Source organism: [Actinomadura] parvosata subsp. kistnae, assembly GCF_900323885.1.
Lineage (GTDB): Bacteria > Actinomycetota > Actinomycetes > Streptosporangiales > Streptosporangiaceae > Nonomuraea > Nonomuraea composti.
The window spans coordinates 523,298-549,107 of the sequence record NZ_OOHJ01000015.1 but is presented as its reverse complement, the minus strand read 5'-3'; the positions used below and the strand labels follow the sequence as shown (position 1 = coordinate 549,107).

General features: G+C 71.5%; 22 protein-coding genes and 1 pseudogene. 7 read left to right on the top strand and 16 right to left on the bottom strand.

Annotated elements, in window-relative coordinates:
- Positions 1 to 106: 106 nt before the first annotated feature.
- From KIS93_RS17235 to KIS93_RS17220, 4 genes are read right to left on the bottom strand one after another with little or no spacing between them, the layout of a single operon-like run.
- The gene (locus KIS93_RS17235) at positions 107 to 694 is read right to left on the bottom strand and encodes a GTP-binding protein (protein ID WP_080036634.1); all 588 of its coding nucleotides are present in this window, start codon (positions 692 to 694) and stop codon (positions 107 to 109) included.
- Positions 675 to 1,052: a DUF742 domain-containing protein gene (locus KIS93_RS17230; protein ID WP_080036635.1), complete on the bottom strand. Its 378-nt coding sequence runs from the start codon at positions 1,050 to 1,052 to the stop codon at positions 675 to 677. The genes KIS93_RS17235 and KIS93_RS17230 overlap by 20 nt, the downstream gene beginning before the upstream one ends.
- The gene (locus KIS93_RS17225) at positions 1,049 to 1,468 is read right to left on the bottom strand and encodes a roadblock/LC7 domain-containing protein (protein WP_080036636.1); all 420 of its coding nucleotides are present in this window, start codon (positions 1,466 to 1,468) and stop codon (positions 1,049 to 1,051) included. Before KIS93_RS17225 ends, KIS93_RS17230 begins: the two co-directional genes overlap by 4 nt.
- Positions 1,465 to 3,816 (bottom strand): sensor histidine kinase, encoded by a 2,352-nt coding sequence (locus KIS93_RS17220; RefSeq protein ID WP_246005298.1) that lies wholly within the window; start codon positions 3,814 to 3,816, stop codon positions 1,465 to 1,467. Before KIS93_RS17220 ends, KIS93_RS17225 begins: the two co-directional genes overlap by 4 nt.
- A 246-nt stretch (positions 3,817 to 4,062) precedes the next feature.
- Between KIS93_RS17220 and KIS93_RS17215 the strand changes: the two genes are divergently transcribed.
- Positions 4,063 to 5,094 carry a terpene synthase family protein gene (locus KIS93_RS17215; RefSeq protein ID WP_186404284.1) on the top strand — a complete coding sequence of 344 codons (1,032 nt, stop codon included), beginning with the start codon at positions 4,063 to 4,065 and terminating at the stop codon, positions 5,092 to 5,094.
- A gap of 37 nt (positions 5,095 to 5,131) precedes the next feature.
- Here KIS93_RS17215 and KIS93_RS17210 read toward each other — a convergent pair whose 3' ends face one another.
- On the bottom strand, positions 5,132 to 6,610 hold the full coding sequence (locus KIS93_RS17210; protein ID WP_246005297.1) for a prenyltransferase/squalene oxidase repeat-containing protein: 1,479 nt from the start codon (positions 6,608 to 6,610) through the stop codon (positions 5,132 to 5,134).
- A complete protein-coding gene (locus KIS93_RS17205) occupies positions 6,607 to 7,914 on the bottom strand; it encodes a cytochrome P450 (RefSeq protein WP_186404283.1) in 1,308 nt (435 codons plus the stop codon). The genes KIS93_RS17210 and KIS93_RS17205 overlap by 4 nt, the downstream gene beginning before the upstream one ends.
- 394 nt (positions 7,915 to 8,308) lie before the next feature.
- Here KIS93_RS17205 and KIS93_RS17200 point away from each other — a divergent pair, with 394 nt between their 5' ends.
- On the top strand, positions 8,309 to 9,286 hold the full coding sequence (locus KIS93_RS17200) for a polyprenyl synthetase family protein (RefSeq protein WP_080036640.1): 978 nt from the start codon (positions 8,309 to 8,311) through the stop codon (positions 9,284 to 9,286).
- A 34-nt stretch (positions 9,287 to 9,320) separates the two neighbouring features.
- Here the strand turns inward: KIS93_RS17200 and KIS93_RS17195 are convergent, their stop codons facing one another.
- Positions 9,321 to 10,286 (bottom strand): alpha/beta hydrolase, encoded by a 966-nt coding sequence (locus tag KIS93_RS17195; protein ID WP_080036641.1) that lies wholly within the window; start codon positions 10,284 to 10,286, stop codon positions 9,321 to 9,323.
- Between the two features lie 36 nt (positions 10,287 to 10,322).
- On the opposite strand from KIS93_RS17195, the gene KIS93_RS17190 reads away from it, so the two are divergent.
- The gene (locus tag KIS93_RS17190; protein WP_080036642.1) at positions 10,323 to 11,252 is read left to right on the top strand and encodes an aldo/keto reductase; all 930 of its coding nucleotides are present in this window, start codon (positions 10,323 to 10,325) and stop codon (positions 11,250 to 11,252) included.
- A gap of 248 nt (positions 11,253 to 11,500) precedes the next feature.
- Here the strand turns inward: KIS93_RS17190 and KIS93_RS17185 are convergent.
- Positions 11,501 to 11,833: pseudogene (locus KIS93_RS17185) on the bottom strand (STAS domain-containing protein); the annotation flags it as partial.
- Positions 11,834 to 12,006: 173 nt separating this feature from the next.
- On the opposite strand from KIS93_RS17185, the gene KIS93_RS67510 reads away from it, so the two are divergent.
- Positions 12,007 to 12,441, top strand: a complete 435-nt coding sequence (locus KIS93_RS67510) for a helix-turn-helix domain-containing protein (RefSeq protein ID WP_168007643.1) — start codon at positions 12,007 to 12,009, stop codon at positions 12,439 to 12,441.
- A gap of 716 nt (positions 12,442 to 13,157) precedes the next feature.
- Here KIS93_RS67510 and KIS93_RS17175 read toward each other — a convergent pair.
- The 3 genes from KIS93_RS17175 to KIS93_RS17165 form a co-directional block, all read right to left on the bottom strand.
- Positions 13,158 to 13,409, bottom strand: coding sequence for a hypothetical protein (locus tag KIS93_RS17175; protein WP_155126435.1), 252 nt, complete (start codon positions 13,407 to 13,409; stop codon positions 13,158 to 13,160).
- Positions 13,410 to 13,558: 149 nt separating this feature from the next.
- Positions 13,559 to 15,073, bottom strand: a complete 1,515-nt coding sequence (locus tag KIS93_RS17170) for an MFS transporter (RefSeq protein ID WP_080036646.1) — start codon at positions 15,071 to 15,073, stop codon at positions 13,559 to 13,561.
- A complete protein-coding gene (locus KIS93_RS17165) occupies positions 15,070 to 15,645 on the bottom strand; it encodes a TetR/AcrR family transcriptional regulator (RefSeq protein ID WP_080046448.1) in 576 nt (191 codons plus the stop codon). Before KIS93_RS17165 ends, KIS93_RS17170 begins: the two co-directional genes overlap by 4 nt.
- Before the next feature lie 181 nt (positions 15,646 to 15,826).
- Between KIS93_RS17165 and KIS93_RS17160 the strand changes: the two genes are divergently transcribed.
- A complete protein-coding gene (locus KIS93_RS17160) occupies positions 15,827 to 16,657 on the top strand; it encodes a TetR family transcriptional regulator (protein WP_186404282.1) in 831 nt (276 codons plus the stop codon).
- On the opposite strand, the gene KIS93_RS65265 is transcribed toward KIS93_RS17160, so the two are convergent.
- From KIS93_RS65265 to KIS93_RS17140, 3 genes are all read right to left on the bottom strand, one after another.
- Positions 16,595 to 18,700, bottom strand: coding sequence for a wax ester/triacylglycerol synthase domain-containing protein (locus KIS93_RS65265; protein WP_230465968.1), 2,106 nt, complete (start codon positions 18,698 to 18,700; stop codon positions 16,595 to 16,597). The genes KIS93_RS17160 and KIS93_RS65265 overlap by 63 nt on opposite strands.
- Before the next feature lie 142 nt (positions 18,701 to 18,842).
- Complete coding sequence (locus tag KIS93_RS17145; RefSeq protein WP_080036647.1) at positions 18,843 to 19,889, bottom strand: sulfite oxidase; 1,047 nt, start codon at positions 19,887 to 19,889, stop codon at positions 18,843 to 18,845.
- 283 nt (positions 19,890 to 20,172) lie between these two features.
- Positions 20,173 to 20,910 carry a hypothetical protein gene (locus KIS93_RS17140; RefSeq protein WP_080036648.1) on the bottom strand — a complete coding sequence of 246 codons (738 nt, stop codon included), beginning with the start codon at positions 20,908 to 20,910 and terminating at the stop codon, positions 20,173 to 20,175.
- Between the two features lie 335 nt (positions 20,911 to 21,245).
- Between KIS93_RS17140 and KIS93_RS17135 the strand changes: the two genes are divergently transcribed.
- Positions 21,246 to 21,548, top strand: a complete 303-nt coding sequence (locus KIS93_RS17135; protein ID WP_080036649.1) for an SH3 domain-containing protein — start codon at positions 21,246 to 21,248, stop codon at positions 21,546 to 21,548.
- 14 nt (positions 21,549 to 21,562) lie between these two features.
- Here KIS93_RS17135 and polX read toward each other — a convergent pair whose 3' ends face one another.
- Positions 21,563 to 23,242 carry a DNA polymerase/3'-5' exonuclease PolX gene (gene polX, locus KIS93_RS17130; RefSeq protein WP_080036650.1) on the bottom strand — a complete coding sequence of 560 codons (1,680 nt, stop codon included), beginning with the start codon at positions 23,240 to 23,242 and terminating at the stop codon, positions 21,563 to 21,565.
- Between the two features lie 151 nt (positions 23,243 to 23,393).
- Positions 23,394 to 24,362: an aldo/keto reductase gene (locus KIS93_RS17125; RefSeq protein ID WP_080046451.1), complete on the bottom strand. Its 969-nt coding sequence runs from the start codon at positions 24,360 to 24,362 to the stop codon at positions 23,394 to 23,396.
- A gap of 271 nt (positions 24,363 to 24,633) precedes the next feature.
- Between KIS93_RS17125 and KIS93_RS17120 the strand changes: the two genes are divergently transcribed.
- Positions 24,634 to 25,758 carry a histidine kinase gene (locus tag KIS93_RS17120; RefSeq protein WP_080036651.1) on the top strand — a complete coding sequence of 375 codons (1,125 nt, stop codon included), beginning with the start codon at positions 24,634 to 24,636 and terminating at the stop codon, positions 25,756 to 25,758.
- Positions 25,759 to 25,810: the final 52 nt, after the last annotated feature.

Here is a 25,810-nt window from a genome sequence, read left to right as displayed (position 1 = left end):
CGGCCTGTCCGCACCGCACGGCGGCTGACCGGCATCACGGCCGCTGCCCCGTGAGAACGAACGCGCCCGCCCCGGTGCTGCAGGCGGGGCGGGCGCAGGGGGGCGGTCAGCTGCCGACCGGCTCGGCACGCAGGCGGGCCGAGTGCTTGACGAGCGTGATCAGGACCTCCCGGCTGGAGTCCCGCTTGCGGGCGTCGCACATGATGATCGGGATGGACGGGTTGAGCTGCAGCGCCAGCCGTACCTCGTCCAGCTCGAACGTCGGCGCCCCCTCGAAGCAGTTGACCGCCACCACGAACGGCGTGCCGCGCCGCTCGAAGTAGTCGACCGAGGGGAAGCAGTCGGCCAGGCGGCGGGTGTCGGCGAGGATGACGGCGCCCAGGGAGCCCTCCGCCAGCTCGTCCCACACGAACCAGAACCGCTCCTGGCCGGGCGTGCCGAACAGGTACAGGACGTAGTCGTTGCCGAGGGTGATGCGGCCGAAGTCCATGGCCACGGTGGTGGTGCGCTTGGCCTCCACCGAGGTGAGGTCGTCGACGCCGATGCCGCGGTCGGTCAGCACCTCTTCGGTGCGCAGCGGCCGGGTCTCGGAGACCGCGCCGACCATCGTCGTCTTGCCCGCGCCGAACCCGCCGGCGACCAGGATCTTGATCGCCGTCGGCAGGCGCGGACGCTCAGAGCGAGCGAAGACCATCGAGCACCGCCCTGTACATCTTCATGTCGTGCATGTCCACCTCGGATCGGGGTTCCTGGGCAGAGACGAGTTCGCGGTCGAACAGGTCGCCGAGCAGCACGCGGATGGTGCCGGCCGGTAGGTCCAGGTATGCGGCTATCTCGGCTACGGACTTGGGTTCGCGGCAGAGCTGGAGTATCCGCAGGTGCTCGGGGTCCAGCCCGGCGTCGGGCCCTGGTGGCGGGCCGACCGCCAGGGCCATGGAGATCAGGTCGAACCTCCCGTGGGCGGGCTGGGTACGGCCACGGGTCACCACGTAGGGCCGGATGATCTCCGGATCCACCCAGTGCTCGTCCGTGGGCTCGTCCGCGCCTCTCACCGGTCGCTCCTGGCGGCGGCCTCGGCGGTGCGCGCGCCGGAGGTGAGGTACTGGCCCACCCGCGCGACCATCATCGCCATCTCGTACGCCACCAGGCCGATGTCGGCGTTCTGGGCGCACAGGACGGCCAGGCAGGCCCGCTCGCCGGCGGCGGTGACGATGAGGAACTGGTTCTTCCACTCCACGACCGTCTGCCGGACCGCACCTGCGGAGATGTGGTCGGAGACGCCCTTGGCCAGGCTCTGGAGCCCGGAGGCGACGGCGGACAGGTGCTCGCCGTCGGTGCGCTGCAGCGCGGCGGACGAGGCCATCAGCAGCCCGTCGGACGACAGCACGATCGCGTGCTCGGCCTCCTTGATCCGGTTGACCAGGTCGTCCATCAGCCAGTTGAGGTCGGTGCCCGCGGTGGGGGTCATGCGTCACCTCCTTGCTGGTCCTCCAGCATCTTGGCCGCCTGGGAGCGGCCGCGACGGGTGCCTGACTGGAGAGATCCCATCATCGCGCGGATCTCCTCCGGCGAGCGCTCGTCATCGTCCTCCTCAAAGTCGGGCTGCGTGGGTGTGTCGTCACGCAGCGCTGGCGCCAGGTTGGCCTGGGGCACCCGAAGGGGGAGCCCCCCTGGTGTGAACTCGGTCACAGACTGCTGCTCCGGTTCGGCTGGCGTTTCGGCTTCTGGTTCCGGGCGGGCGCGGGCTCGGGTCTCGGCGCGGGTGCGGCCTGGGGCCGGGGCCGAGAGTCGGGGCGGGCCCAGGGGCGGGCACAGGGGCGGCCCAGGGGCGGGAACGGGGGTGGGCCTGGTCGGGAGCGTGCGCACGTTCTCGGCCGAGGCCCTCGGGGGAGCCGTGGTGGGCCGGGTGGCGGTGGCGACGGCGGGCTGCCGGCGCGGCAGCCGCTCCCGCTCGCCGCCGTCGTGCGGGTCGGGCGTGGGGTCGAGCTGGACGAGCTCCTGCGGCAGCAGCACCACGACCGTGGTGCCCCCGTACGGGGACGCCTTGAGCACGACCTGGATGTCGTGGCGCTTGGCGAGCTGGCTGACCACGTAGAGCCCCAGCCGGGCGGTGCCGGTGATGCGGAACTCGGGCGGGTCGGCGATGCGCTCGTTGGCGGCGTCGAGGTCCTCGGGCTTCATGCCGAGGCCGCGGTCCTCGATCTCGATCACGTACCCGTTGGCCACGAGCTGGCCGCTGACCTGCACGTTCGTGTACGGCGGCGAGAACGACACGGCGTTCTCGATGAGCTCGGCGAGCAGGTGGATGACGTCGCCGACGGCGCGGCCGACGAGCACGACCTCGCCCATGGGCATGAGCGAGACGCGGGTGTAGTCCTCGACCTCGGCGAGCGCGCCACGCACCACGTCCACCATGGGGACGGAGCGGCGCCACGTGCGGGCGGGGGAGGAGCCGGACAGGACGATCAGGTTCTCGGCGTTGCGCCGCATGCGGATGGCGAGGTGGTCGAGCCGGAAGAGCTCCTTCAGCTCCTCGGGGTCGGTCTCGCGGCGCTCCATCACGTCGAGCACGGTGAGCTGGCGGTGCACGAGGCCCTGGGTCCTGCGCGCGAGGCTGAGCAGGATGTCGCGGATGCTGCGGCGCAGCTCGGCCTGCTCGGCGGCGACGGCGATGGCGGTGCGCTGCACGGTGTTGAACGCCTGGCCGACCTGGCCGATCTCGTCGTCACCGAAGTCGAGCGCGGGCGCCTCCTTGGCGACGTCCACCTCTTCGCCGTGGCCGATGCGCTCGACGATGCCGGGCAGCCGCTCGTCGGACAGCTCGTGCGCGGCGTCGCGCAGCTTCTGCAGCTGGGCGAGCAGCGAGCGGGCCGTGGTGATGGACAGGATGATCGAGGCGACGACGGCGATGAGCCCGAGACCGCCGGCCAGGACGAGCCGGATGATCACGTTGACGGCGACGGGGATGGTGCGGTCGACCACGCGGTCACCCGCGTCGAGCACCATCGTGTTGAAGTCGGTGAGGAAGCGCTCGGTCGTCGCCTTCCAGACCTCGGCCGTGAGCGGCAGGGTCAGGGAGTTGGGGTCGTGCTCCATGACCTGCTTCTCGAGGGTCTGGAGCCGGACGGACGACTGGCCCTTGATCAGCTTGTCGTAGGCGGCCCGGTCGAAGTCGGGCAGCTCCCGCGCGGCCTGCTCGGCGGTGATCCGCCAGCGGCCGACGGCCTGGGCGAACTCGGCCTGCGTGGCGGGGCTCAGCCGGCCTTCGGCGAGCGCGCCGGCCAGCAGCGCGTCCTCCCTGGTGAGCAGCTCGCGGGCGCGGCTGAGTGCCAGGAGTGACCGGACGTCCTTGGCGAGCTCTTTGTCGTCGAGCGTGGCCAGCGAGCCGTAGACGTCGTAGATGGGGTCGATGACGTCGTCGTACGCGTTCGCGGCCTGCGCGCGGTTGAGCCGGCCCGCGTCGATGCTCTGGCGCAGCTCCTTGAGCGAGCCGAGCCGCTTGAGCATCACGGCGAGCCGCTCTTCGCCCTCGTCGTCGAGGGCCCAGCTCACGGCGGTGGTGTCGGCCGCCTCGCGGAAGGCGGAGTGCAGGGTGTCGGTCTCCGCCCGCTGCTTGTCGAGCTCCTTGCGGGTCTGGGGGGCCCGGTCGCCGAGGCGGGTCAGCGAGAGCCGGCGCTCTCGTTGCAGGGCGAAGAGCAGGGGGTCGCTGGGGGCGGACACGGAGGAGTCGAGCTGGGAGACCCACAGGAGGTTGACCCCCTCGCGGAGGGTGACCCACGCGGCGAAGACCCACAAGGCTGCCAGGGAGAGCAGCATGGCAGTGATCTTGGTCCGCAGCCGCGTCTTGCGGAAGCGCATTATACCCGTCCTGTGAAAGTCACATGTTCGTTTGCCAGTCGCCCGTCATCCGTGACGCTGGACATCGTCCGGCCATCGTATCGATCAAGGAACTCTAGCGCAGGGTAAAGCGCCCCTCAAGCAACGACAATCCCAGATGGCACGGCCTTGACCTAATATAGTTAAGTTTGACCCGTATTAGGGGAAAATCGGTATTCTTCGTTAGTGAACAACCCTGCGTCCGCATATTTCAACATCCGTAATCATCTTGCCGATGAGCTCCTTGAACGGTCGCACCAGCTGGCCGGCGTACCGGAGCAGGATCGCGGCGCCGTCCTGGAAGCGGCCCTTGACTCCGTTCCCGACGTGCGGGATTTCCTGCGCCCCTACCCCGCCCTCTTCGCCGACGGCGACAGCTCCGCCAGCCGGCTGGCCTTCAGCTGCCTGGCGGCCGCCGCCACGTTCCCCCGGGCGCCGCGCCGGCGGATCGCCGACCTCGGCGCCCTGAGCACGATCCTGTTCGGCGTGGACGACATCACGGACCGGGTGGCGCAGGACGGGACCGACCAGGACGCGGGGGAGCTGTTCCGGGAGCTGTCCTCCGTCTTGTCCGGTGCGCCGCCTGAGGGCGGCGGGACCCGGCCGGTGGAGCAGGCCGTGCACGCCTGGCACGCCTGGTGCGAGCGGTTCCGCACGTACGAGGGCGCCGCCGCGTACCTGCCGGAGCTGGCCCGGCAGCTCGAACGCACCGGCGAGGCCATGGCCAGGGAGCACGTGTGGGCGACGGGCGGCCGGCCGTGGCCGTCGTACGAGGAGTACCTGCCCAACGCGCTCGTCACGTTCCTCTACCACACGTGGTGGTCGGCGGCCCTGGCCATGTGCGACCCCGAGCCCGCCGGCACCGGCGCCTGGCGGGCCCTGGAGCCGGTCACCGACCTGGGCGCGGCGTGCCTGCGGCTGGCCAACGACGTCAGGACGTTCGAGCGGGAGCGCGGCGAGGGCAAGCCGAACGCGGTGCTCATCCTGGAACGCACCGGGATGAGCACCGAGGCGGCGGTCGAGCGGGTGTCCGCGCACATCCGCGAGCTCAACGCCGAGTTCGCGGCGGCGATCGCGGGCCTGCCCGCCGAGCTGGCGTGGGCCGCCGACGGGCAGTACCGGTGCGTGACGTTCAGCGGCGGCTGGTACATGGCCAGGGACACGCACGCGTACACCGTGCGTGATCTCGCCGCGGACGCGGAGGCTCATCGCCGCTAGCCCGCCAGCGCCTGCCGGACCAGGTGCGAGGAGGCGATCACGGCGGCGCGGGCCACCGCCCTGGGCACGTACAGGTCCTTGTCGTGCCACAGCGGCGGGTGCTCGCCGCCGGCCGGGTCCACCAGGTGCGGCTGCCCGCGCTCCGCCGCGCGCAGCCGCCGCGGCTCCGCGCTGCCCCGGTCAGCAGCAGGGTCTGGATCGCGTACGCGCTCTCCTCGGCCGTGCCCTCCCAGCGGCCCCAGGAGCCGTCCGGCCGCTGGGTCGCCAGCACCCATTCGGCCGCCGCGCGCACCGACTCGCGTGAGGCCTCCCCGCCGAAGGCGTCGAGCGCCAGCGCGCAGCTCGCCGTGGCGTAGTACGGCGAGGCGTGCCAGCGGTCCGTCCAGCTCCCGTCCGGCCGCTGGCGCTCGCGGATCCAGGCGGCCAGCTCGCCGATGGCCGGCGCGTACCGCGGCGCGGCGGCCGGCCGGCGGCGGACGTACTCGCCGAAGGCGTCCAGCACGTGCGCGTTGACGCTGACGGAGACACCCTGCTCGCCCGGCCAGGTGGCGAAGTGGGTGCCGGAGCGGAACGCCCACAGGCTCTCCGGCTCGTGCGGCGCGCCGAGCAGCGCCAGCGCGTACAGCGCCACGGACGTCGTGTCGGCGTCGGCCGGCAGCCCGGGACCGGCCGGAGTTCCCGACGGGCCGATGGCCGCCCGGATGTCGGCCACCATCTCGGGCGGCACGTCGACGGTCACCCCTGCCCTGAGCAGCCAGCTCAGCACCCATCCCCGCTCGAACACGGTGATGGGCAGCCCGACGGGCACGGGGCCGCCGAATAACCGGACCACCGCCTCCAGGTGCCCGCGGGCCGGCTCGTGCGCGTCGGGCTCCGCCCGCTCGCCGAGCCACGCGGCGGTCGCCGCGGGCGAGGCGCCGACGCTGCCGATCGGCGTGGGCCGGATGCCGGGCGCCTGGGCGGCGGCGTCGGCCGCGATCTCCAGCGCGTGCAGCAGCTTCTCCGGCACCTCCTTGCCCGACCTGACCCGCGACCGGACGAGGTGCAGCGCGTCGTAGCTCATGGCCGGCGGCAACGGCACCGGCGAGCCCTCCACGTGCTCGTTGATGCGGGCCACGAGGGAGGGCACGATGTGCTCGATCGCCGGCATGTCGGGCAGGTCGAGCGGGCCGCTCAGCCAGGTGGTGAGCACCCGCAGGCCGCGCTGGGCCGCGTCGGCGAGCCGGTCGCGGCCCGCCTCCTGGTCGCGGCGGGTCAGCGCGGCCAGCAGGCCCTCGGTGGCGCTCAGGGTCGGCACCACGCCGTACCCGTCGGGCGCGCCCCAGGAGCCGTCCGGCCGCTGCGTCCTGATCAGGTAGTCGATGCGTTCTTGGTGGCCGGTCAGCCACGGTGCGAGCGAGACCAGGCGGCCCGTCTCGTACACCGAGGGCGAGACCTGCCCCCACGGCCGGAGCATGAGGCTCGTGACCAGCTCGTCCGCCTGCGCGGTGAGGTCGAGTGCTTCGCCGATGCTCACGCCGCGCGGTTCCGTTCGATCGGCTGCAGGTGCAGGAAGAGCTTCTGTTTGGGCCGCAGCGTGGCTCCGCCGGGCACGGGCCGCAGCTTCTGCGGGTTGGCCACGACCGGCCGGTACCTGCTCATCAGGTTCGCTATCACCAGGGACGCCTCGATGTAGAAGAGATGCTGGCCGAGGCACACGTGCGGCCCCAGGCCGAAGGGGATGAACGCGTAGCGGTGCCGGCGCTCCCCCGTGTCGTCCGTCCACCGGCCCGGGTCGAACTCCAGCGGCCGGGGCCAGAACTCCTCCAGCCGGTGCGTCGTGTACGGGCTGATCAGCACCTGCGAGCCGGCCTTGACCGGGACGCCGCCGATCACCGTGTCCGCCACGGTCTGGCGGGGCACGACCCACGCGTTCGGGTAGACCCGCAGCAGCTCCTGCAGCACCGCGCGCAGGTAGGGCATCTCGGCGACGTGCGACGGCCGCACCGGGCCGCCGCCCACCACGCGGTCGATCTCCTCCTGGAGCCGGGCGTTGACGTCCGGGTGGTCGTGCAGCACCTGCCAGAGCCAGATGAGCGACATCGCGGTGGTCTCGGAGGCGGCGCCGTAGATGTTGACCAGGTCGTCGCGCACCTGCCGCAGGTCGGCCCGGCCCTCCTTCTCCAGCCTGGCCGTGAGCAGCGCCGAGACGACCTCCTTGCCGTCGTTGTTCTCGCGCTTGGCCCGCTCGATGAGGGGGTAGACGATCTCGTCGATCTTCTTCGCGGCGCGCAGGAAGGCGCGGTCGCCCGGCAGCCTGATCGAGTACGACGCGAACGGAAGCAGCATGCGGAAGCCGATGGAGGTCGCGCACGTGGCGAACTCCGGCGCCAGCGACTCGGCGGTCTCGGGGGAGATCCGGCCGCCGAACAGCACCTTGATGACGGCCTGGTTGACGATGGAGGTCATGTGGTGCTCGACGTCGATCGGGCTGTCGCCGCGGGTGAGGTCCCCGAGCCCGGCGACGCGCTCGGCGATGATGTCGGCCATGTCCTCGGCCAGCGAGGCCACGTAGCGGGCGGTGAAGAGCGGCTGCAGGATCTTCCTGGCCGACGCCCAGCCCTCGCCCTCTCCGAGGATGCTCTCGTGGCCGATCAGGCGCTGCAGCGGGCGCCAGAACACGCCCTCGCGGACGAAGTTGGTCCAGTCCGTCTTGAGCACCTGCTGAACGTGGTCGGGATGCGAGACGAGGTAGGGGCGGAAGGGCCCCAGGTGGAGCCGGACGATCTGTCCTGAGGCGTCGGTGCCCATCCTGGCCAGCTCGGTGACCGGGTCGCTCACGAGCCGGGGTATGGCCCGATGAGTGGGAACGACGTGAGGACTGGTCGCGAAGGTGCCCGTGACGTGCGGCATGGCAGCGATCCCCGATCCGGGTGCGGTGTACCTGTGTGACTGGTGGTGATGATCGGTGCGGGTCTGGATCAGGGGGCTCCCCGGTGGAGCCGCGTCCGGAGGGGTGCTTGAGGTGCGGTTACCGGGGCGGGCGTGGCGGCCGTAGCCTTGATTGCCACAGGTGATCCTTCCGTCGCGTACGGTGCACGTCTCACATCACGGACATTCCCTGACAAATGTCAACCGATGGGTGGAGTATCACATGCTTGTGCATGTAGATTCAAGATCGTACCCAGGGTAGGAGCGCCAGTTGAATCACCGTCGTCCCGTCAATGAGACGACCATGGCCCGCTGCCGCGGCCTGCTCGAGCCGGCCCTGCGCCAGGCCGTGTCGGTGCTGCACCCCTGGGGCGCCCGGATGGCCGCGTTCGCGCTGGGCTGGTCCGACACCGACGGCGGGCCCAGCGCCGGCGACGGCGGCAAGGGCGTGCGGCCCGCGATCACCATGCTCAGCGCCGAAGCCGTCGGCGGCACCGCCGAGTCCGCCCTGCCCGGCGCCGTCGCCGTCGAGCTGGTGCACGCCTTCTCCCTCGCGCACGACGACATCATCGACCGCGACGAGCTGCGCCGGCACCGCGCCGCCCTCTGGAAGGCGTACGGCGTCGGCCCCGCGCTGCTCACCGGCGACGCGCTCCTCGCCCTGGCCGTCACCCAGCTCGCCGGGCGGCCCGAGGCGATGCCCTACCTGTCGGCGGCCCTGATCGAGCTCGTCCAGGGCCAGACCGCCGACATGGCCTTCGAGAACCGCCCCTGGCGCGGCCCCGACGCCGTCACCATCGACGAGTACGCCGAGATGGCCGCGGGCAAGACCGGCGGCCTGCTCGGCGCCGCCACCGCCGCGGGCGTCGCCCTCGGCGGGGCGCCCGAACTGGCCGACCGCATGTGGGCGGCCGGGCGCGACCTCGGGATCGCCTTCCAGATCGTCGACGACATGCTCGGCATCTGGGGCGACCCCCGCCTGACCGGCAAGCCCGTCCACAGCGACCTGCGGCGCGACAAGAAGACCCTCCCCGTGCTGGCCGCCCTCGCCTCCGACGGGCCCGCCGCCCGCGAGCTCGCCGCCGTCCTCGCCTCCGGCACGGGCGACGAGGAGTCCGTACGGCACGCCGCCCACCTCGTCGAGGAGGCCGGAGGCCGCGAGCGGGCACGGGCGCTGGCCGACCGCTACCTGTCGTCGGCGCTCGGCGTGCTCGACGCGTGCCTGCCCGACGCGGCCGAGCTGCGCGCCCTGTGCCACTCCCTGGTCGACCGCGTCAACTGACCGGCTCCCTGGTCGCGGCTTCCGGTTGGGCGCGTCACCTGACTGTTTTCGCCCCGATCGCGGACATCAGCAGGGGGAAGGCCCGGTGCAGCTCCCGCTGCCAGAACGTGTGGTTGTGCCCGCCCCGGTAGAAATGGGTGCGAACCGGGATGCCCAGCTCCTCCAGCCGGCCCGCGAACGCCCTGGCCGCCCGGTTCGCCAAATCCTCCACCAGGTCGCCCTCGCCGGCGGCCACGTACAGCCGGACGCCCTTGAGCTCGCCCGCGAGGTCGTAGGGATTGTGCGCGCGCCAGACCTCCCGCTGCTCCTCCGGATCGCCCCAGATGCGCTTCCAGTCGGTGCCGAAACAGCCGAGCGCCGTGCCCGCCATCACCGCCTGCGGCACCCCCGGGCTCAGGATGTGCAGCGCGCCGCTGAACGAGGCCGCCGCCTCGAAGTGCCCCTTGGCCGCGTACAGCATGGCGCCCTGCCCGCCCATCGAGTAGCCCGCGATCGCCTGCCGCCCGCCCGCCCGGTAGCGCGCCTCCAGCAGCGGCCGCAGCTCCTTCAGGTGGTAGGTCTCCCAGCGCGGCGGGCCGCCCTCGCCCCCGTTCCACCAGTCGGAGTAGCTGCCGCACTTGCCGCCGTCCGGCATCACGACCAGCACGCCCGTGTCGCGGGTGAGCGCCTCCACGTCCGTCTTGGCCGTCCACGAGGTCTCGTCGTCGAGCCCGCCGTGCAGCAGCCACAACACCGGCCAGCCGGTACGGGACTCCCAGCCGCGCGGCAGCAGCAGGCGCACCTTCGTGGTCGCGTCGAGCGCCCGCGACCTGATCGTCAGCTCCATCCTGCGCTCGTCCAGCCGCCGCTCGGCCACGATTTCGGTCGCCGACGGAGACGGTTGCGGACGGGGCGTTTCCCGCCCGCCGGGCCGCAGCACGACCATCACCACCAGGACCGCCAGACACAGACCAGCGGCGATCACCGCGCCGACCAGGCATCCGAGTAACCGGGGCCGCATCGCAGTCTCCTTGTTGGATGTGCGGATAATAGCGGGATGAGATCAATAGGCACCACGGACCTGTCCGTGTTCCCGATAGCGCTCGGCACCAACGTCTTCGGCTGGACGGCCGACAAGGAGACGTCGTTCGCGATCCTCGACGCCTACGTCGACGGCGGCGGCAACTTCCTCGACACCGCCGACGTCTACCCCTACTGGGCCACGGGGGAGTCCACGTCCGAGACGATCATCGGCGAGTGGCTGGCCTCGCGGCGCAACCGCGACTCGATCGTGCTCGCCACCAAGGTCGGCATGCTCGAAGGGCTCCGGGGGCTCGCGCCCGCCACGATCAGGACCGCGGTCGAAGACTCGCTGCGGCGGCTGCGTACCGACTACATCGACCTCTACTGGGCGCACGTGGACGACCACGACACGCCGCTGGTGGAGTCGCTGGCCGCGTTCGACGCGCTCATCCAGGAGGGCAAGGTCCGCCACATCGGGGCGTCCAACTACTCCGCGCCGCGGCTCACCGAAGCGCTCAAGACCTCCGACAGCGAAGGGCTGGCCAGGTACGTCGCGCTGCAGCAGCCGTACAACCTGGTGGAGCGCGACTACGAGGGCGAGCTGCGCGACGTCGTCGCGCGCGAAGGGCTGTCCAGCGTGCCGTACTTCGGGCTGGCGCGCGGATTCCTGACCGGCAAGTACGCGCCCGGCGCGCACGTGGACAGCCCGCGGGCGGGAAAGGCGGCCGAATACCTCGACACGGCCCACGGGCCGCGCACCGTGGAGGCGCTGGGGCGGCTGGCGGAGGAGCGGGGGGTCGCGCCCGCGTCGGTGGCGCTGGCCTGGCTCGCCGCCCAGCCCACGGTCACGGCGCCGATCTCCAGCGCGCGCGACCTGGCGCAGCTGGGGCCGTTGATGGAGGCGGCGGCGCTTTCCCTGAGCGCCGAGGAACTGTCCATCCTCGACACCGCCTCCCGCCCCTGACGGCGTTTTCTCGCCCGGCCCCCTCGCCACGTGGTGCGGGCGACGAGGGGCCATGGGGGCTATGAGAGGCGGCCATGAGAGGCAGCCGTGGGGGACGACCTGTGGGGGGCGGCCGTGGGGGCGTGGCAGTGGGGGCGTGGCAGTGGGGGTGCGGCCCTGGGGCATCACGCCAGGCTGTTGCTCCCGCACCACTCGGCGACGCTGCCCGCCGCGCCCTCCACGACCTGCTTCCAGTGCGGATCGGCCGTGATCGCGTCGTGGACGGAGGAGTGGGAGGCGAACACGGCGGTCAGGCCGGTGATCTTGAAGATGCGCGAGATGCGGTCCGTGGTCATGACGAGCGAGAGCGTGCCGTCCTGCGTCCGCAGCCGCTTGAGACCGCCGACGAGCACGCCCAGCCCGGTCGAGTCGAGGAACTGCACCGCGCTCAGGTCGGCGATGACGTGCACGGTGCCCTTGGCCGCCAGGTCGATGATCTGCTCGCGCAGCTTGGGCGCGGTGAACACGTCGACCTCGCCGGCGACCTTGAGCACGGCGCAGTCGCCGACCGGTCCGACCACCTCAATGACGATGTCCTGCATTTCGCGCCTCACCATCGCTCATGTCATCGACTACATTGACGGGGAACTCTCTGCATTTACACAGTACTGCGACGCTCACGGTCCGTCAATGGCTGACTGTCGGTGTCATCCTGCACAATGACAAGTGGGCTGGAGAGGTGCAGGATACGGGGAGAAGCTGGAGAGGTGTGGGGATGCGGGTAGAAGAGGCCATCGGGCGGCAGATCGCCCGGCTGCGCGCCGAACGCCGGATGTCGCTGACCGAGCTCGGCGAAGCCCTCGGTCGCTACCTCGACCGGCCATGGAGCCGCCAGGCCGTCCACCAGGCCGAACGCGGGCAACGCTCCTTCACCGCAGCGGAGCTGACCGCCCTCGCCCTCGTCCTCGACACGTCCGTCCCGGTGCTGTTCCGCGCCGAGGAAGACCGCATCGAACTCCCCGGCGGCGCCGTCTCCCCGGAGGACTACCGCGGAATCCTCCTGAACAGAGAGCCGGACATGCCGCTGGACGGGGTGGAGGAGCTCATCGTCGCCCTGCACGACATCGGCGAGGTCCTGGCCCGCCCGGCCCTGGCCCGCCTGGCCCGCATCGGCCGCGTCGCCGACCAGGTCGCCGGCCCCGACCGCTAACCCCCACGCCTTCCCCGCCCCGGCCGCCGCGCCACCGGCCCCTACGCCTTCCCGTCCCGGCTGCCGGGCCGCCCGCCCTACGCCTTCCCGTCCCGGCTGCCGGGCCGCCCGCCCCTACGCCTTCCCGTCCCGGCTGCCGGGCCGCCCGCCCCTACGCCTTCCCGTCCCGGCTGCCGGGCCGCCCGCCCCTACGCCTTCCCGTCCCGGCCGCCGGGCCACCGGTCCCTACGCCATGCTGCCAGCGGCTGGCCATTCGCCGACCGCACTCCCATCCGTCCCGCTGCCGCCGACCCCGCACTCGCCCGCCGGCCCCGCTGCTGCGCCTCCTCGCTTTCGCCGCGTTATGCACCCCAGCCGCCGCGCCCGCTTCGCGCTGCCGCGCCCGCTTCGCGCACCCCTTCGCAGCTCGATCGGCCCCGCGCCCCTGCCGCGCACGCCGAGTTCCGCGCCGCTCGCCACGCCCGGCGCGACTCCGACCCACCCGCCGCAACCCGTGCGACCCATGCGCCGCCCGCCCCGGGGTTCGCGCCGCTCGCGCCGCGGGGTTCTGCGCCCTGCGTCACGATCGGCGCCCCACGCCTGCGCCTGTACCTCCCGCCGGGGCCGCCCGAGCCTCCGCTCGCCTAGCAACCCGCGTCCAGCCTCGCCTCGCCCAGCACCCCGCTTGTGAGTCCCTGCGCCCTTGCCCCGCCCCTCGTCGCCCAGCGCCCGCCGGGTCAGGCACCCCGCATCACGATCGGCGCCCTCCGGCCGCGCTTGCACCTGCCGCCGGGGCCGCCCCAACCTCCGCTCGCCCCAGCACCCCACGCGCCCAGCCTCCGCTCGCCCAGCCTCGGCTCGCCCAGCCTCGGCTCGCCCAGCCTCGGCTCGCCCAGCCTCGGCTCGCCCAGCCTCGGCTCGCCCAGCCTCGGCTCGCCCAGCCTCGGCTCGCCCAGCAGCCCGCCGCCCCGCACCCGATGCCCCCGCACCCCCGTGTCCCGACCCCCGTACTCAGCGCCTCGCATCCGTGGGGCGCCCGTACCGGCCCGTGCCTCCCTCGCCCCCGACCGCGCGCGCCCGACCCCTCTCACGCACCCGCCCCCTGTGCCACCCTCGGCCCGGCGGGCCCGTGTCCAGGTCAGTGGTGGTCGGCGGCGGACAAGTCGAGGTGGCGGGGGGTGAGCCACCACACCACCAGCGCCCCCACCGCCAGCAGCAGCGCCGCGACCCCGCTGGTCAGGGTGAGGGAGTTGGTGAACGCCGCGGTGGCCTGCTCGGCGAGCCGTCCGCCCGCCGCCCCCAGTTCCTTGGCGACGTCGAGCGCCCCGCCCAGCGACTCCCGCACGACGCCGGCCCCGGGCCCCGAGTACGTCACCTCGCTCCGGTAGGCGGCGGCGGCGACGCTTCCGAGGACGGCCACCCCGAGCGCTCCGCCCAGCTCGTAGCTGGTCTCCTCGATGGCGGCCGCGCTGCCCGACTTGGCCGGTGGCGAGCCGGACATGATGGTGGCCGAGGCGATGGCGAGCGACCCGTTTCCGAGGCCGACGAGGGTGAGGGCGACCGCGACGGTCCAGTACCCGAGCGGGCCCGGCACGACGAACAGCAGCAGGAACGCCACCCCGGTCAGGGCCAGCCCGCCGGCGAGCACCGTACGGGCTCCGATGCGGGCGGCCAGCGACGGCGCCAGCGGTGAGGCGATGACGGCGGCCAGCGCGGCGGGCAGCAGCCGGACGCCGGCCTCCAGCGGCCCGTACCCTTGGACGAGCTGCATCCACTGCGCGAGCAGCAGCAATACGGACGCCATCGCGATTGACGTGATCAGCGCCGTCACGACGCCGGCGGAGAAGGGCGCGCTGCGGAAGAGCCGGAGCTCCAGCAGCGGATCGGGCCTGCGCAGGCACCGCACCGCGAACCAGCCCAGCGCCACCACCGCCACCACGCTCGCCACGAGAGCGCCGGGGGAGGTGAGGCCGTACTTGCCGAAGTTCTTGATCGCGTAGACGAGGGCGACCATGCCGGCCATGGACAGCAGTGTGGCCAGGGCGTCCCAGCGTCCGGGCCTCGGGTTCTTGGACTCGGGCAGCAGGAACAGGCCGAACGCGATGGCGAGGACCATGACGGGCACGTTCACGAGGAACGCGGCGTGCCAGCTGAAGTGTTCCAGCAGCACCCCGGCCACGAGCGGCCCCAGTGCGGCGCCGACGGCGGCCATGGCCGACCACACGCCGAGGGCTTTGGCGCGTTCGGCGGGGTCGGTGAACAGGTTCCGGATCATGGACAGCGTGGACGGCATGATCATGGCGCCGCCGACGCCGAGCAGCGCCCGTACCGCGATCACCTCCAGCGGGCTGTCGGCCGCCAGCACGGTCGTCGACGCCAGCCCGAACACCGCGAACCCCGTCATCAGCATCCGCTTGCGGCCCCACCGGTCGCCGAGCGCGCTCACGGTGACGAGCAGCCCGGACAGGACCAGCGCGTACGCGTCCACCATCCACAGCAGCTCGATGGACTCCGGCCGCAGGTCCGCCGAGATGGCGGGCAGGGCGACGTTCAGGACGGTCATGTCCATGACGACGAGCAGCACGCTGGCCGACAGCACCGCCAGGCCCGCCCATCGCCTCCTCGTCGGGACGGCCGGCGTGGTGATCGTCATGCTCGCTCCTTCTCGGGTGCGGCGCCGTGCAGGAACGTGTCGAGCAGCAGCCTCGCCACGTCCCGGCGGGCGACGTCGCCGTTGCGCAGGCTCTCCCGTACGGCCACGAGCAGCCCGAACACGGTGTTGCTGATCCAGCGGGCCGGCAGGTCGGCCCGCAGCAGGCCGGCGCGCTGGGCGGCGGCGTAGAAGACGACCTCGCGCTCCTCCAGCTCGTCGGCGCGCCGCTTCAGCTCGGGGTGAGTGGCGAGACGGTCGTCGGTCAGGCCGAACCCGTACTCGTCGGCCACCTCGATCAGGCCCTCCAGCAGCGCTTTCAGCGCTCGCTCCAGCGCCGCCCGGTCCTGTGACGCGGTGGCGGCCACCATGCCGCTGCTCGTCTGCAGGTCCTCCCACTGGTCGTGGGCGCGGTGGGCGAGGGCCAGCATCAGGTCGTCGCGGCTGCTGAAGTGGCGGTGCAGGGTGGCCCTGCTGATCCCGACCGCCTCGGCGAGCTGGGCCATGGACGCGGCCGGGCTCTCGTTGAGGTGCTGGATCGCGGCCTTCATGATCTGGTCACGTGTCGCTGCCATGATGGACACCTACGTATTGTTTGAGACAATTTCGTCTCACATGCTACATCACCGACTCGGACGGGCGGGGGCGACGAGGGCTCGGCGAAAGGGCCGAGCAGAGCTCGGCACCGGCCTCTCCCTCTCCCTCTCCCGGGAGATGGCGATCGGGCCGCAGGTGGGGCTATGGTGCGGAGCTGTGATGAGCGGTGACGCGCACACGCGCAACCTGAACGACGCGCACCCCCGCATCCTGAACGACAGGCGCACGCGCATCTTGGACGATGGGCACCCGGGCATCCCGGACGACGGGCGCACGCGCATCTTGAACGACGGACACCCGGGCATCCCGGACGATGGGCGCACGCGCATTCCGGACGACCGGCACCCGGGCATCCCGGACGACGGGCGCACGCGCATCTTGAACGACGGGCGTCCGGGCATCCCGGACGACGGGCGCACGCGCATCTTGAACGAGGGGCACCCCGGCATCCTGAACGACGTGCGTACCCGCATCCTGGACGCGGCCGAGGAGCTCTTCGCGTGCGGCGGTTACGCGGCCACCCCGACCACGGTCATCGCCAAACTCGCGAAGGTCCCCGGCGACCTGATCTCCCAGTACTTCCCGCGCAAGATCGACGTACTGGTCGCCCTCGTCGACGAGCGCACGCACGTCGAGGAGAACGACCAGGTCGACGCCGTGCCGGGCGACCTGGCGGGCACGCTGTCCAGACTCGCGCGCGTCCTGCCGCTGCGCGCCTCGCCCGCGATGCGGCGCATCCTGTCCCGGGAGGCCGACACGCACGGCTCCGTCAAGGAACGCCTCGGACGCCTCAACGGCGAGCTGGTCAGGCGCGCCCGGTTCGCCCTCGGCCTGGCCCTGCCCGGCGCGCGCGGCGACGCGGCCCGGCTGGAGGTGGCGGCCGCCACGTTCGCCGCCATCCTCATCTACCAGGAGAACCTCTGCCAGCTAACCGGCCACCAGATCGACCCCGACGCCGTCGCGGAACTCATCGCCCACTCGCTCGTCTAGCAACTCGTCGAGCGCCGTACGCAGGTGCACCAGCAGGCCCCACACATCGTCCACCCGCTCGGGGCAGGCCACGATGCCGAAGTCGAGCATGCCGTCGTACGAGAAGCAGGTAATGTTCAGGCCGCCGCTCAGGTCGGTCAGCACCGACAGCGGGTAGTACGACAGGATCCGCCCGCCGCACAGGTACAGGGGGAACTGTGGGCCCGGCACGTTGCTGATGATCAGGTTGATCGGCGGGAACGCCATGCCCGCCAACCGGAAGATCGCCGGCGTGGCGAGACTCGTGACCGGCGTCGGCAGGATCGAGCACAGCTCGCTCAACCACGTCGCCGGAGCCACCGCGAAGCGCCGCTTGGCCCGGCCCATCGCGGCGCCCACCTCCCGCAGACGCTCCTTCGGGTCGGACAGGTGCGTCGGCACGGGCGCCACCATCGCCGAGATCTGGTTCCCCACCAGGTCCTTCGCCTGCGCCTTACGCACCGCCACCGGCACCCCCACGACCAGCGGCGCCTCCGGCAACGCGTCCCGCTCGCACAACCACGAGCGCAGGGCCGACGTGCACAGGGTCATCACCACGTCGTTCACGCTCACGCCGTTGGCCTTGGCGACCTTCTTGACGTCCTTGAGCGACACCGAGCCGAACGAAAGGTGACGGCGAGCGCTGATGGGGCCGTTGAACGGCGTGCGGGGGGCGGCGAGACTGGGCAACTCGGGCCGTCGCTGCCCTTCACGCCCCACCATCCGCGCCGCCCTGGCCACCAGCCTCGCCCCCGGCAACCCGCCCACGACGGGGATCACATCCAGATCCCCCGCCGCCCTCACCACCGACCGGACCGCACGGACGGGCTGGGTAGCGCTCCGCAACACGGCCCCGGCCAACATGCCAACCAGACCAGGCGCCTCGTCACCCACGCTGCCCACACCACTGTCCACCTGCCCGGTGTCGTCAGGGCTAGCACCGATCAGACTCACGTCGTCCGGATTGGCGCCGTTCGGGCTCGTGTCGTTCGGGCTCGTGTCGTTCGGGCTCGTGTCGTTCGGGCTGGCCCCGTTCGGGTGGGCGCCGGTCGGGTGGACGTCATTCGGGCTGGCCCCGTTCGGGTGGGCGCCGTTCGGGAGGGCGTCGTCCGGGTGGGCGCCGCTCAGGCGCGCGTCGTTCGGGCGAGCGTCATTCAGACTCCCGCCGTCCGGGCTCGCGTTGTTCAGGCAGGCGCCGTTCGGGCTGGCCCCGTTCGGGTGGGCGTCGTTCGGGCTGGCGTTGTTCGGGTGGGCGCCGTTTGGACGCGCGTTGTCCGGGTGGGCATCGTGCAGGCCCGTGCCGTCCGGACGAGCGTCGCGGGCCGCTTGCCTGGACCTGCTGGAACCCGCCCGAGCCGACCCGGCGCGGCCCCCACGCACGGCGACACCGGCACATGCACCTCCCTCACCCACCGCCCCGCCTTCGCCGCCAGCGGCCCCACCATCGCGGCCCCTCGCCGGCCCGCTCTCACCGTTGTTTGCCCCGCCACCGCTGACCGCTTCGGCGCTCTCGCTTACCGGCGTGGAGTGGCGTCTGGGGGTCAGGTGGCCGTCGGGGGTCAGGTCGAGCAGGGTGGCGAGGGTTTCCGCGCCTGAGATGCCGTCGATCGCGGCGTGGTGCACCTTCGTGTAGACGGCCACCAGCCCGTCGTTCAGCCCGTGGATGAGGTGCATCTCCCACAGCGGGTGCGCGCGGTCGAGCCGGCGGGCGTGGAGCTGGGCGACGGTGTCGGCGAGCTGCCAGTGGTCGCCCGGCTCGGGCAGGGTGGTCTCGAAGAGGTGATGGTCGAGGTCGAAGTCGGGGTCGGCGGCCCAGTAAGGGTGGTCGAGGCGGAGCGGCACCTCCGCCAGGCGCAGGCTGAGCGCGGGGGAGAGGTGGATCCGGTCGAGGAGGAGCTCCGCCAGCGCGCTCCTGGTGACCGCTCCGTCCGCCGGGTCGAGGATCGCCAGGCCCGCCACGTGTGCGGCGGTCGTCGGCGTCTCGACGTTGAGGAACTGGGCGTCGAGTGCGGTCAGCTGGCGCATCGGCTCTCCTTTTCCCTGGGATGGACAGCATCACATGAAGGGATTTCCGGAAGGTTTCCGGCCGAGTCTTCCAGATGAATTCGAGTGCGCCGTACGCGGGATAAAGGAATGCTCCAGCTCAGCCCGGATCCGTGACAATTTCCTATCCATTGACGACGTGAATGGGGTGTTGGACGACGGCGTCGAAGTGGTATCCGAACGGGTGGCGCGGCGTGGTGAGCGGTTGCGTGGCGCCCGTCTCGTCGGTGGCGCGCGCCATGAGCAGGCGGGTGCCCGTACGCCGTGGAGCCCACGCGACGTGCCAGGGCAACCAGGCCTTGACCAGGTGCTGACCGTGGTGCTCGGCCGTCCGCCAGGTCAGCCCGCCGTCGAAGCTGACCTCCACCCGCACGATCCTGCCCCGCCCCGACCATGATCGGCCGTGCAGGATGTGCGGGCCCGCGACGGGCAGTCGCGCATTCCAGGCAAGCTCGAACGCGCTCTTCACCGGCTGCGTCGTGACGTCCGGGTAAAAGACCGTGTTCCACGGCGTGAAGAGCGGTTCAGTGGAAACTTCTATGTCACCGAGCCATTTGATGGACGCTATTCCCACCCATCCCGGCACCACCAGCCGTGCTGGAAATCCGTGATCGGGCGGGAGCGGGACTCCGTTCATCTCGTACGCGACGAGCACGTCGTCCATGGCCTTGCCGATGGGGAGCGGCCGGCGTACGTGCCCGTGCTCCTCGAACGGCGCGTCGAGCCCGACGGGCAGCACGTCCACCGCCTCCGGACGTACCCCGGCCTGGTCGAGCAGGTACTTGAGCGGCACCCCGCGCCACCGCGCCACCCCGATCGCGCCCAGCCCCCACTGCGTGCCGGGGGCGCCGTCGTGCTGCTGCGTCCGGTAGAAGCGCCGGCCGTTGCCCGCGCACTCGATCGCCACGTCGTAGGTGCGCGACGGCATGGCGCGCAGCTCCTCGTAGCTGAACGCGCGCGGACATCGCACGCCCGCCCCATGGATGCCCAGCCGCCAGGTGGTGACGTCGATGAGCGGGGTGAAGGTGTGGTTGCGGACGAAGAACCGGTCGTTGGGGGTGTGGTAGCCGAGACCCGCCATGGCTTCCCAGCGCATCTCGGCGCTGTTGCCGTGCACCTTGAACAGGTGGTCGGGCAGGGGCTTCACGATCGCCGCGGTGGCTTGCTTCATGGAGCATCACCTCTTAATACCTATTTCCTACCTGGAAACCATTTAATCTCCTCGTGCTGTCTCCGCGCGCCCTTCATTGCCAAAATGTGTCCCAGCGCTGGGGGAACGTTCCATCCAGCGCCACTCCTGGTCCCCTACCCGAGCCCCGAGCCACCCCAACCTCCAGCCGAGGCCTACGGGGGCAGGTGCGGGTTTTTGGTGGGGACGGAGGAGGTGACGGCGTTCGGGGGCGGTCGCAAGGCGGACGGGTGCTGTCCCTGTGGTGTCTGCGCTCGAGAAGGGGCTACGCGGGGCTCACCAGACTTGCGAACGGGGTGCCGGTGTTGAGGTGCTCGATCAAGGAGAGGAGGCCCGTGCGGTCTCCGTTGGCGTGTAACCAGCGGGATACCTGGCAGGCGGACTTGGCGTAGGTGTTCGCGTCCTTGCTCGCCGTGCTCAGCCACTCGTCCAGCGTTGCCGGGAGCGGGCCCGACGGGGAGGCGAGGCAGCGGTCTTCGGTCGTCTTCGGGGCCAGGTAGCGGGGGTCGTCGGAGACCACGACCGCCAGGCCCTCGTCGAACCACTGGGGGACCTCCGCGCCGGACGTGAGCCTGGTGTGCAGCTCTACGTGGGACATCTCGTGCGAGGCGATCACCGGGTCGAGGCCCCTCGGGGACAGCATCACCGCCCGGTTGAGCACCGCGATGCCGCGCTCCTTGCCGCCTCCGATCCGCTCGTAGCAGCCTTCCGTGACGCAGACGAGCAGGGTGGGGGTGCTCGTCTGGCTGCCGTAGAAGGCGGTGACGCGGTGGCGGGCCTCCGCGATCGTCTGCTTGACCTGGGCCTGCTGTGCTTCTGACAGGCCGTCTTCCGTGTAGACGGAATCCTCCAGCTCCGTCAGGCCGTAGCAGCCGGGGCAGGTGGTCGCGGCCAGTGAGGGGTAGGCCAGGGCTACTCCGGCGAGGGCGGCGACGAGCAGGGCGGCCAGTACTGCGAACACGCGCGCCAGCAGGGTGCGGGGCTTCTTTCGCGCGGAGTGCATCCTCCGGGGTTCTCCTTCTGGGTGGGGCGGGGCGGCTGGTGAGGACAGCTTCTCGCAATCCCGGGATCGGCACATCGGACCAGGGTTTGTCATTCTCTGGGTGGATGCGCTCCTGGGGGAGGCGGCGGGCGCGCGGCTGAGGGGTGGCGTGGGCGGCCGTGTGGTGAGGCGGGAGCGTGGGAGGTGCGGAGGGGCTTGGGTGGGCTTCAAGAGGTGCCCAAAACATCCGTGTATATGGCGTTAAGTCGGTATTGGGGAGAAGGGGAGGGGCGGAGACCTGTCTCGTCGAAAGGGGACGGTTCATGGGAGTCGCCGGACGCCTTCTCGCGGGTGCCGTGCCAGGCCTTCTCCTCGGTGTCGCGCTCGCCGTCATCCCCCCGGCCCCGGTCGGCGCCGACTCGGTCAGTCGGTCGCCGACCTGCCGGTACGTCAACCAGACCCACAAGCCGGCCCCCGTGAGGCTCGGGCCGGGCAAGAAGTATCGGAAGACGGCCGAGTTGCCTCCCTCCGGCGAGCCGGTCAAGGCCACCTGTGCGGCCAGAGGGCGGGGGCCGGAGCACTGGGTGCGGATCAAGGAGGGGGAGCAGAAGGGGCGCTGGGTGTGGCGGAATCGGCTGCAGGTCTGGAACGGGGAGTGATCACCGGCCAGTGGTCACCGGCCCAGGAAGGCCAGCAGGCGCTCCAGCGGCCACGTGTTGATGACGTCGTCGGAGGTGAGCCAGGCCCGCTGGGCGATGCCGACGCCGAAGCGCTGGTGCGCCAGGTGGGGGATCGCGTGGGAGTCGCTGTCGATCGAGAACTTCACCCCATGGTGCTTGGCCAGGCGCACCAGGTCGGACGGCAGGTCGGAGCGGTCGGGGTAGGAGTCGATCTCCATGGCCGTGCCGGTGCGGGCGGCGGCGCGGAAGACGGCGTCCCAGTCGGCGTCGACGGGCTCGCGCTTGCCGATCTTGCGGGTGGTGGGGTGGCCAATGATGTCGACGTACGGGTTTTCGCAGGCGGCGATGAAGCGGCGGGTCATCTCGTCGCGTGACTGGGTGAAGTGCGAGTGGACCGACGCCACGCACACGTCGAACTCCCGCAGGATCTCCGCGGGCCAGTCGACGGAGCCGTCGGGGGCGATGTTGAGCTCGGAGCCGTGCAGGATGCGCATGTCGGGATATTTCGCTTGCAGCTCGGCCACGCGGCCCCGCTGCTCCAGCGCCTTGTCGAGGGTCATGCGCTGCATCGCCAGGTCGGGGGCGTGGTCGGTGACCGCGTAGTAGGCGTAGCCGCGGGCGTGACCGGCCGCCACCATGTCCTCCAGGGACGCGATGCCGTCGGTCAGGTCGGTGTGGGTGTGCAGGTCGCCCTTCAGGTCGGCCAGCTCCACGAGCACGGGCAGCTCGCCGGCGAGCGCCGCCTTCACCTCGCCGCCGTCCTCACGCATCGGCGGCGGTACGTACTGCATGCCGAGCGCGTCGTAGATGTCCTCCTCGGACTCGGCGGCGATCACCCGCTCACCCTCGAACAGGCCGTACTCCGACAGCTTCCAGCCCTTCTTGACCGCCATCTCCCTGATGGCGACGTTGTGCTCCTTGGAGCCCGTGAAGTACTGCATGGCCGCGCCCCACGAGCCGGCCGGCACCACGCGCAGGTCCACCTGGATGCCGGACGTCGTGCGGATCGAGGTCTTCTTGTCGCCGGCGGCGATGACGTCGGCGACGTACGGCTGGGCGCGGAAGTCCTCCATGATGGAGTCGGGGGCCACGGCCAGGATGTCGATGTCGCCGATCGTGTCGCGCATGCGGCGCAGCGAGCCGGCGTACGCGATGCGCTCGGCCTTCAATGACGCCATCACCTGCTCGGCCAGCGACATCGCGACGCCGATGTGCACGCGGCGGCCCGACTGCTCCAGCTGCTCGATGCCCTTGAGCAGGTTGGCCAGGGTCTTGGGGCCGAGGCCCTTGACGCCGTCGAGGCGGCCCGAGGTGATCGCCTCGCTCAGCGCGGTGGTGGAGTCGATGCCGAAGTCCTCGAACAGCATGATCGCGGTCTTGGGGCCCAGGGACGGCACCCTGGTCAGCCGGCGCACGCCGTCGGGGACGCGGCCCCGCAGGTCGTCGAGCTGGCGGAAGCTCCCGCGCTCCAGGAACTCCTCCATCTTCTTGGCGATCGCCTCGCCGACGCCGGGCACGGAGCGTACGTCGACGACCGAGATGTCCTCGGGGAACCCGGCGATCGCCTTGGCCGCCTTCTGGTAGCTGCGCACCCGGAAGGCGTCGCCGCCGGAGAGCGCGAACAGCTCCGCGTATTCCTGCAGCGCCGCCGCCGCTTCCTCGTTTGCCCGCATGACCCATACCTTAGGGGGCCGCTCCGACAATCCTGCCCAGGCGGTGACGCCCCCGGCGACGCGGGCCAGGGGCGAGGGAGCCCGGGTGGGCCGGCCGGTTCGGAAGAAGCCGGCCCGTTCGGAAGAAGCCGGCCCGTTCAGAAGAAGAGCGTCAGAAGCGGACCTCGCGCGGGCGGTAGGGCTCCTCCAGGAAGGCCGCTTCCTCCGCCGACAACCTCACCGAAACAGCCGCCACCGCGTCGTCCACGTGCCGCGGTTTCGTGGCCCCCACGATCGGCGCCGTGATCTCGCTGCGGTGCAGCACCCACGCCAGCGCCACCTGTGCGGCCGGCAGCCCGCGGTCGGCGGCCACCTGGGCGACCCGGTCGATGACGAGCTTGTCGTTCTCGGGGTCGTACAGGTAGTCGATGCGTTCGTCGGAGCCGGTGCGGGCGGTGGTGGCGGTGGAGCCGGCCCTGGCGAGCACGCCGCGCGCCAGCGGGCTCCAGGGGATGACGCCGACGCCCTGGTCGGCGCAGAGCGGCAGCATCTCGCGTTCCTCCTCGCGGTAGAGGAGGTTGTAGTGGTTCTGCATGGAGACGAACTTCGTCCACCCGCGGGACTCGGCGACGTGCTGCGCCTTGGCGAACTGCCAGGCCCACATGCTGGACGCGCCGATGTAGCGGGCCTTGCCGGCCCTGACGACGTCGTGCAGCGCCTCCATGGTCTCCTCGATGGGCGTCTCGTCGTCCCAGCGGTGGATCTGGTAGAGGTCGACGTAGTCGGTGCCGAGGCGGGTGAGGGAGGCGTCGATGGCGTCCATGATGTGCTTGCGCGACAGGCCGCCGTCGTTGCGGCCCTTGCCCATGGGGAAGAACACCTTCGTGGCCAGGACGTAGTCCTCGCGCCTGGGGAAGATCGCGCGCAGCGCGGCGCCGGTCACGACCTCGCTGGCGCCGGCGCTGTAGACGTCGGCGGTGTCGAAGAACGTCACGCCGGCGTCGGCGGCCCGGCGGATGAGGGGCTCCGCCTCGTCCTGCGCGAGCGCCCACTGCTGCTTGGCGGGGTCGCCGTAGCTCATCATGCCCAGGCACAGCCGCGAGACCTTCAAGCCTGAGTTACCCAGTCGCGTGTACTCCATGAAGCTCACCATATGACCAGATATCTCGTGGTTGACCAGGAGGGTGGCGCGGAAGTCAGGGCTGTCCAAAAGCGGAAATGACCTTTACACGGGCGACACGGATCGGGTCGATTAGAGGAACGTTGCAAAACGGTGGGGTGCTCTGGCGACGTGGCAGATCAGGCGGACCCGAACGCATACCGGGGGTGAGGTGGAAGAAACACACCGTGGGCTCGTGTCTCGGGCGCGTTCCAGACTCCACGAAAGCCGTGCCAAGCTCCACAAAAGCCGCGTGACCTTCCACGGCCGGCGGGCCAAGCTCAGGGATCTGCGTGCCCGGCTCAATGGCCCCTCCTGGGTGGGCGGGCTCGGGCTGGCGGCGGGGATCGCCGGCCTCTGCGTGCCGGTCCTGGCGGGCCTGGCGGCCTCGAAGGCGCTGGCCGGGGGCGCCGTCGCGCTGGTCGTCCTGCTGGGCCTGCACGTCGCGTTCATTACCGAGTCCCCGGTACGCCGTGCGGGCGCCTGGTGGATCGTGGCCGTGCAGGCGTGGCTGACGTACCTGCCGCTGACGATGTTCGGGGCGGCCTGGACCCCGGTCTGCGGCCTGCTGGCGGGCGCGGTGCTGGTGATGGCGGCCCGGATCCGCTCCGTCGTGCTGGTGCTGCTGGCCCTGGCCTGCGGGCCGGTGGTGCTCGCGGCCCCCGACCGGACGATGATCGACCCGCTCTGGGCGCTGGCCGCCCCGCTGACCGGCCTGGCCGAGTACGCGGTGATCACGCTGACACAGCGGGCCAGGCGGCTCGGCGAGGCGCGTACCGAGGTGATGCGCAGAGCGGTGGCCATGGAGCGCCGCCGCTTCACCCGCGACCTGCACGACCTGGTCGGCCACCGGCTGACGGTGCTGGTGCTGAAGGTGCAGCTCCTGGAGCGGCTGGTCGCCGAGGGCGACGAGAAGGCGCGGGTCGAGGTGAGCGAGACGCTGGAGCTGCTGCGCAACCTGTCGGCCGATGTGCGCGCGGTGGCGCACGGCCTGCGCAGCTCCTCGCTGGCGGCCGAGCTGGGCTCGGCGCGCTCGCTGCTGGAGTCGGCGCGGGTGCGCTGCCAGATCAGGGTGTCCTGCCGCGACTTACCCGGCGCCGTGGAGGAGGCGCTCACGCACGCCTTGCGCGAGGGCGTCACGAACGTGCTGCGCCACGCGGAGGCCCGCCAGTGCTCCGTGCATCTGTTGGAACGTGACCACATGGTCCGCCTGACGATCAGGAACGACGGGGTGCGCCCGCCGCGCCGCCCCGGCGACGCCGGCCAGGGCCTGCTGAACCTGGCCGACCGCGTCTCCGCGCTCGGCGGCTGGCTCGAAGCGACCTCGTCGCGGACCGGTCAATTCACGTTCAGCGTGTACGTCCCACGAAAGAAATAATCGTCTACCGGTCAATGATGCGATGTTCACAAAAGCCATTGAAATAGCCATG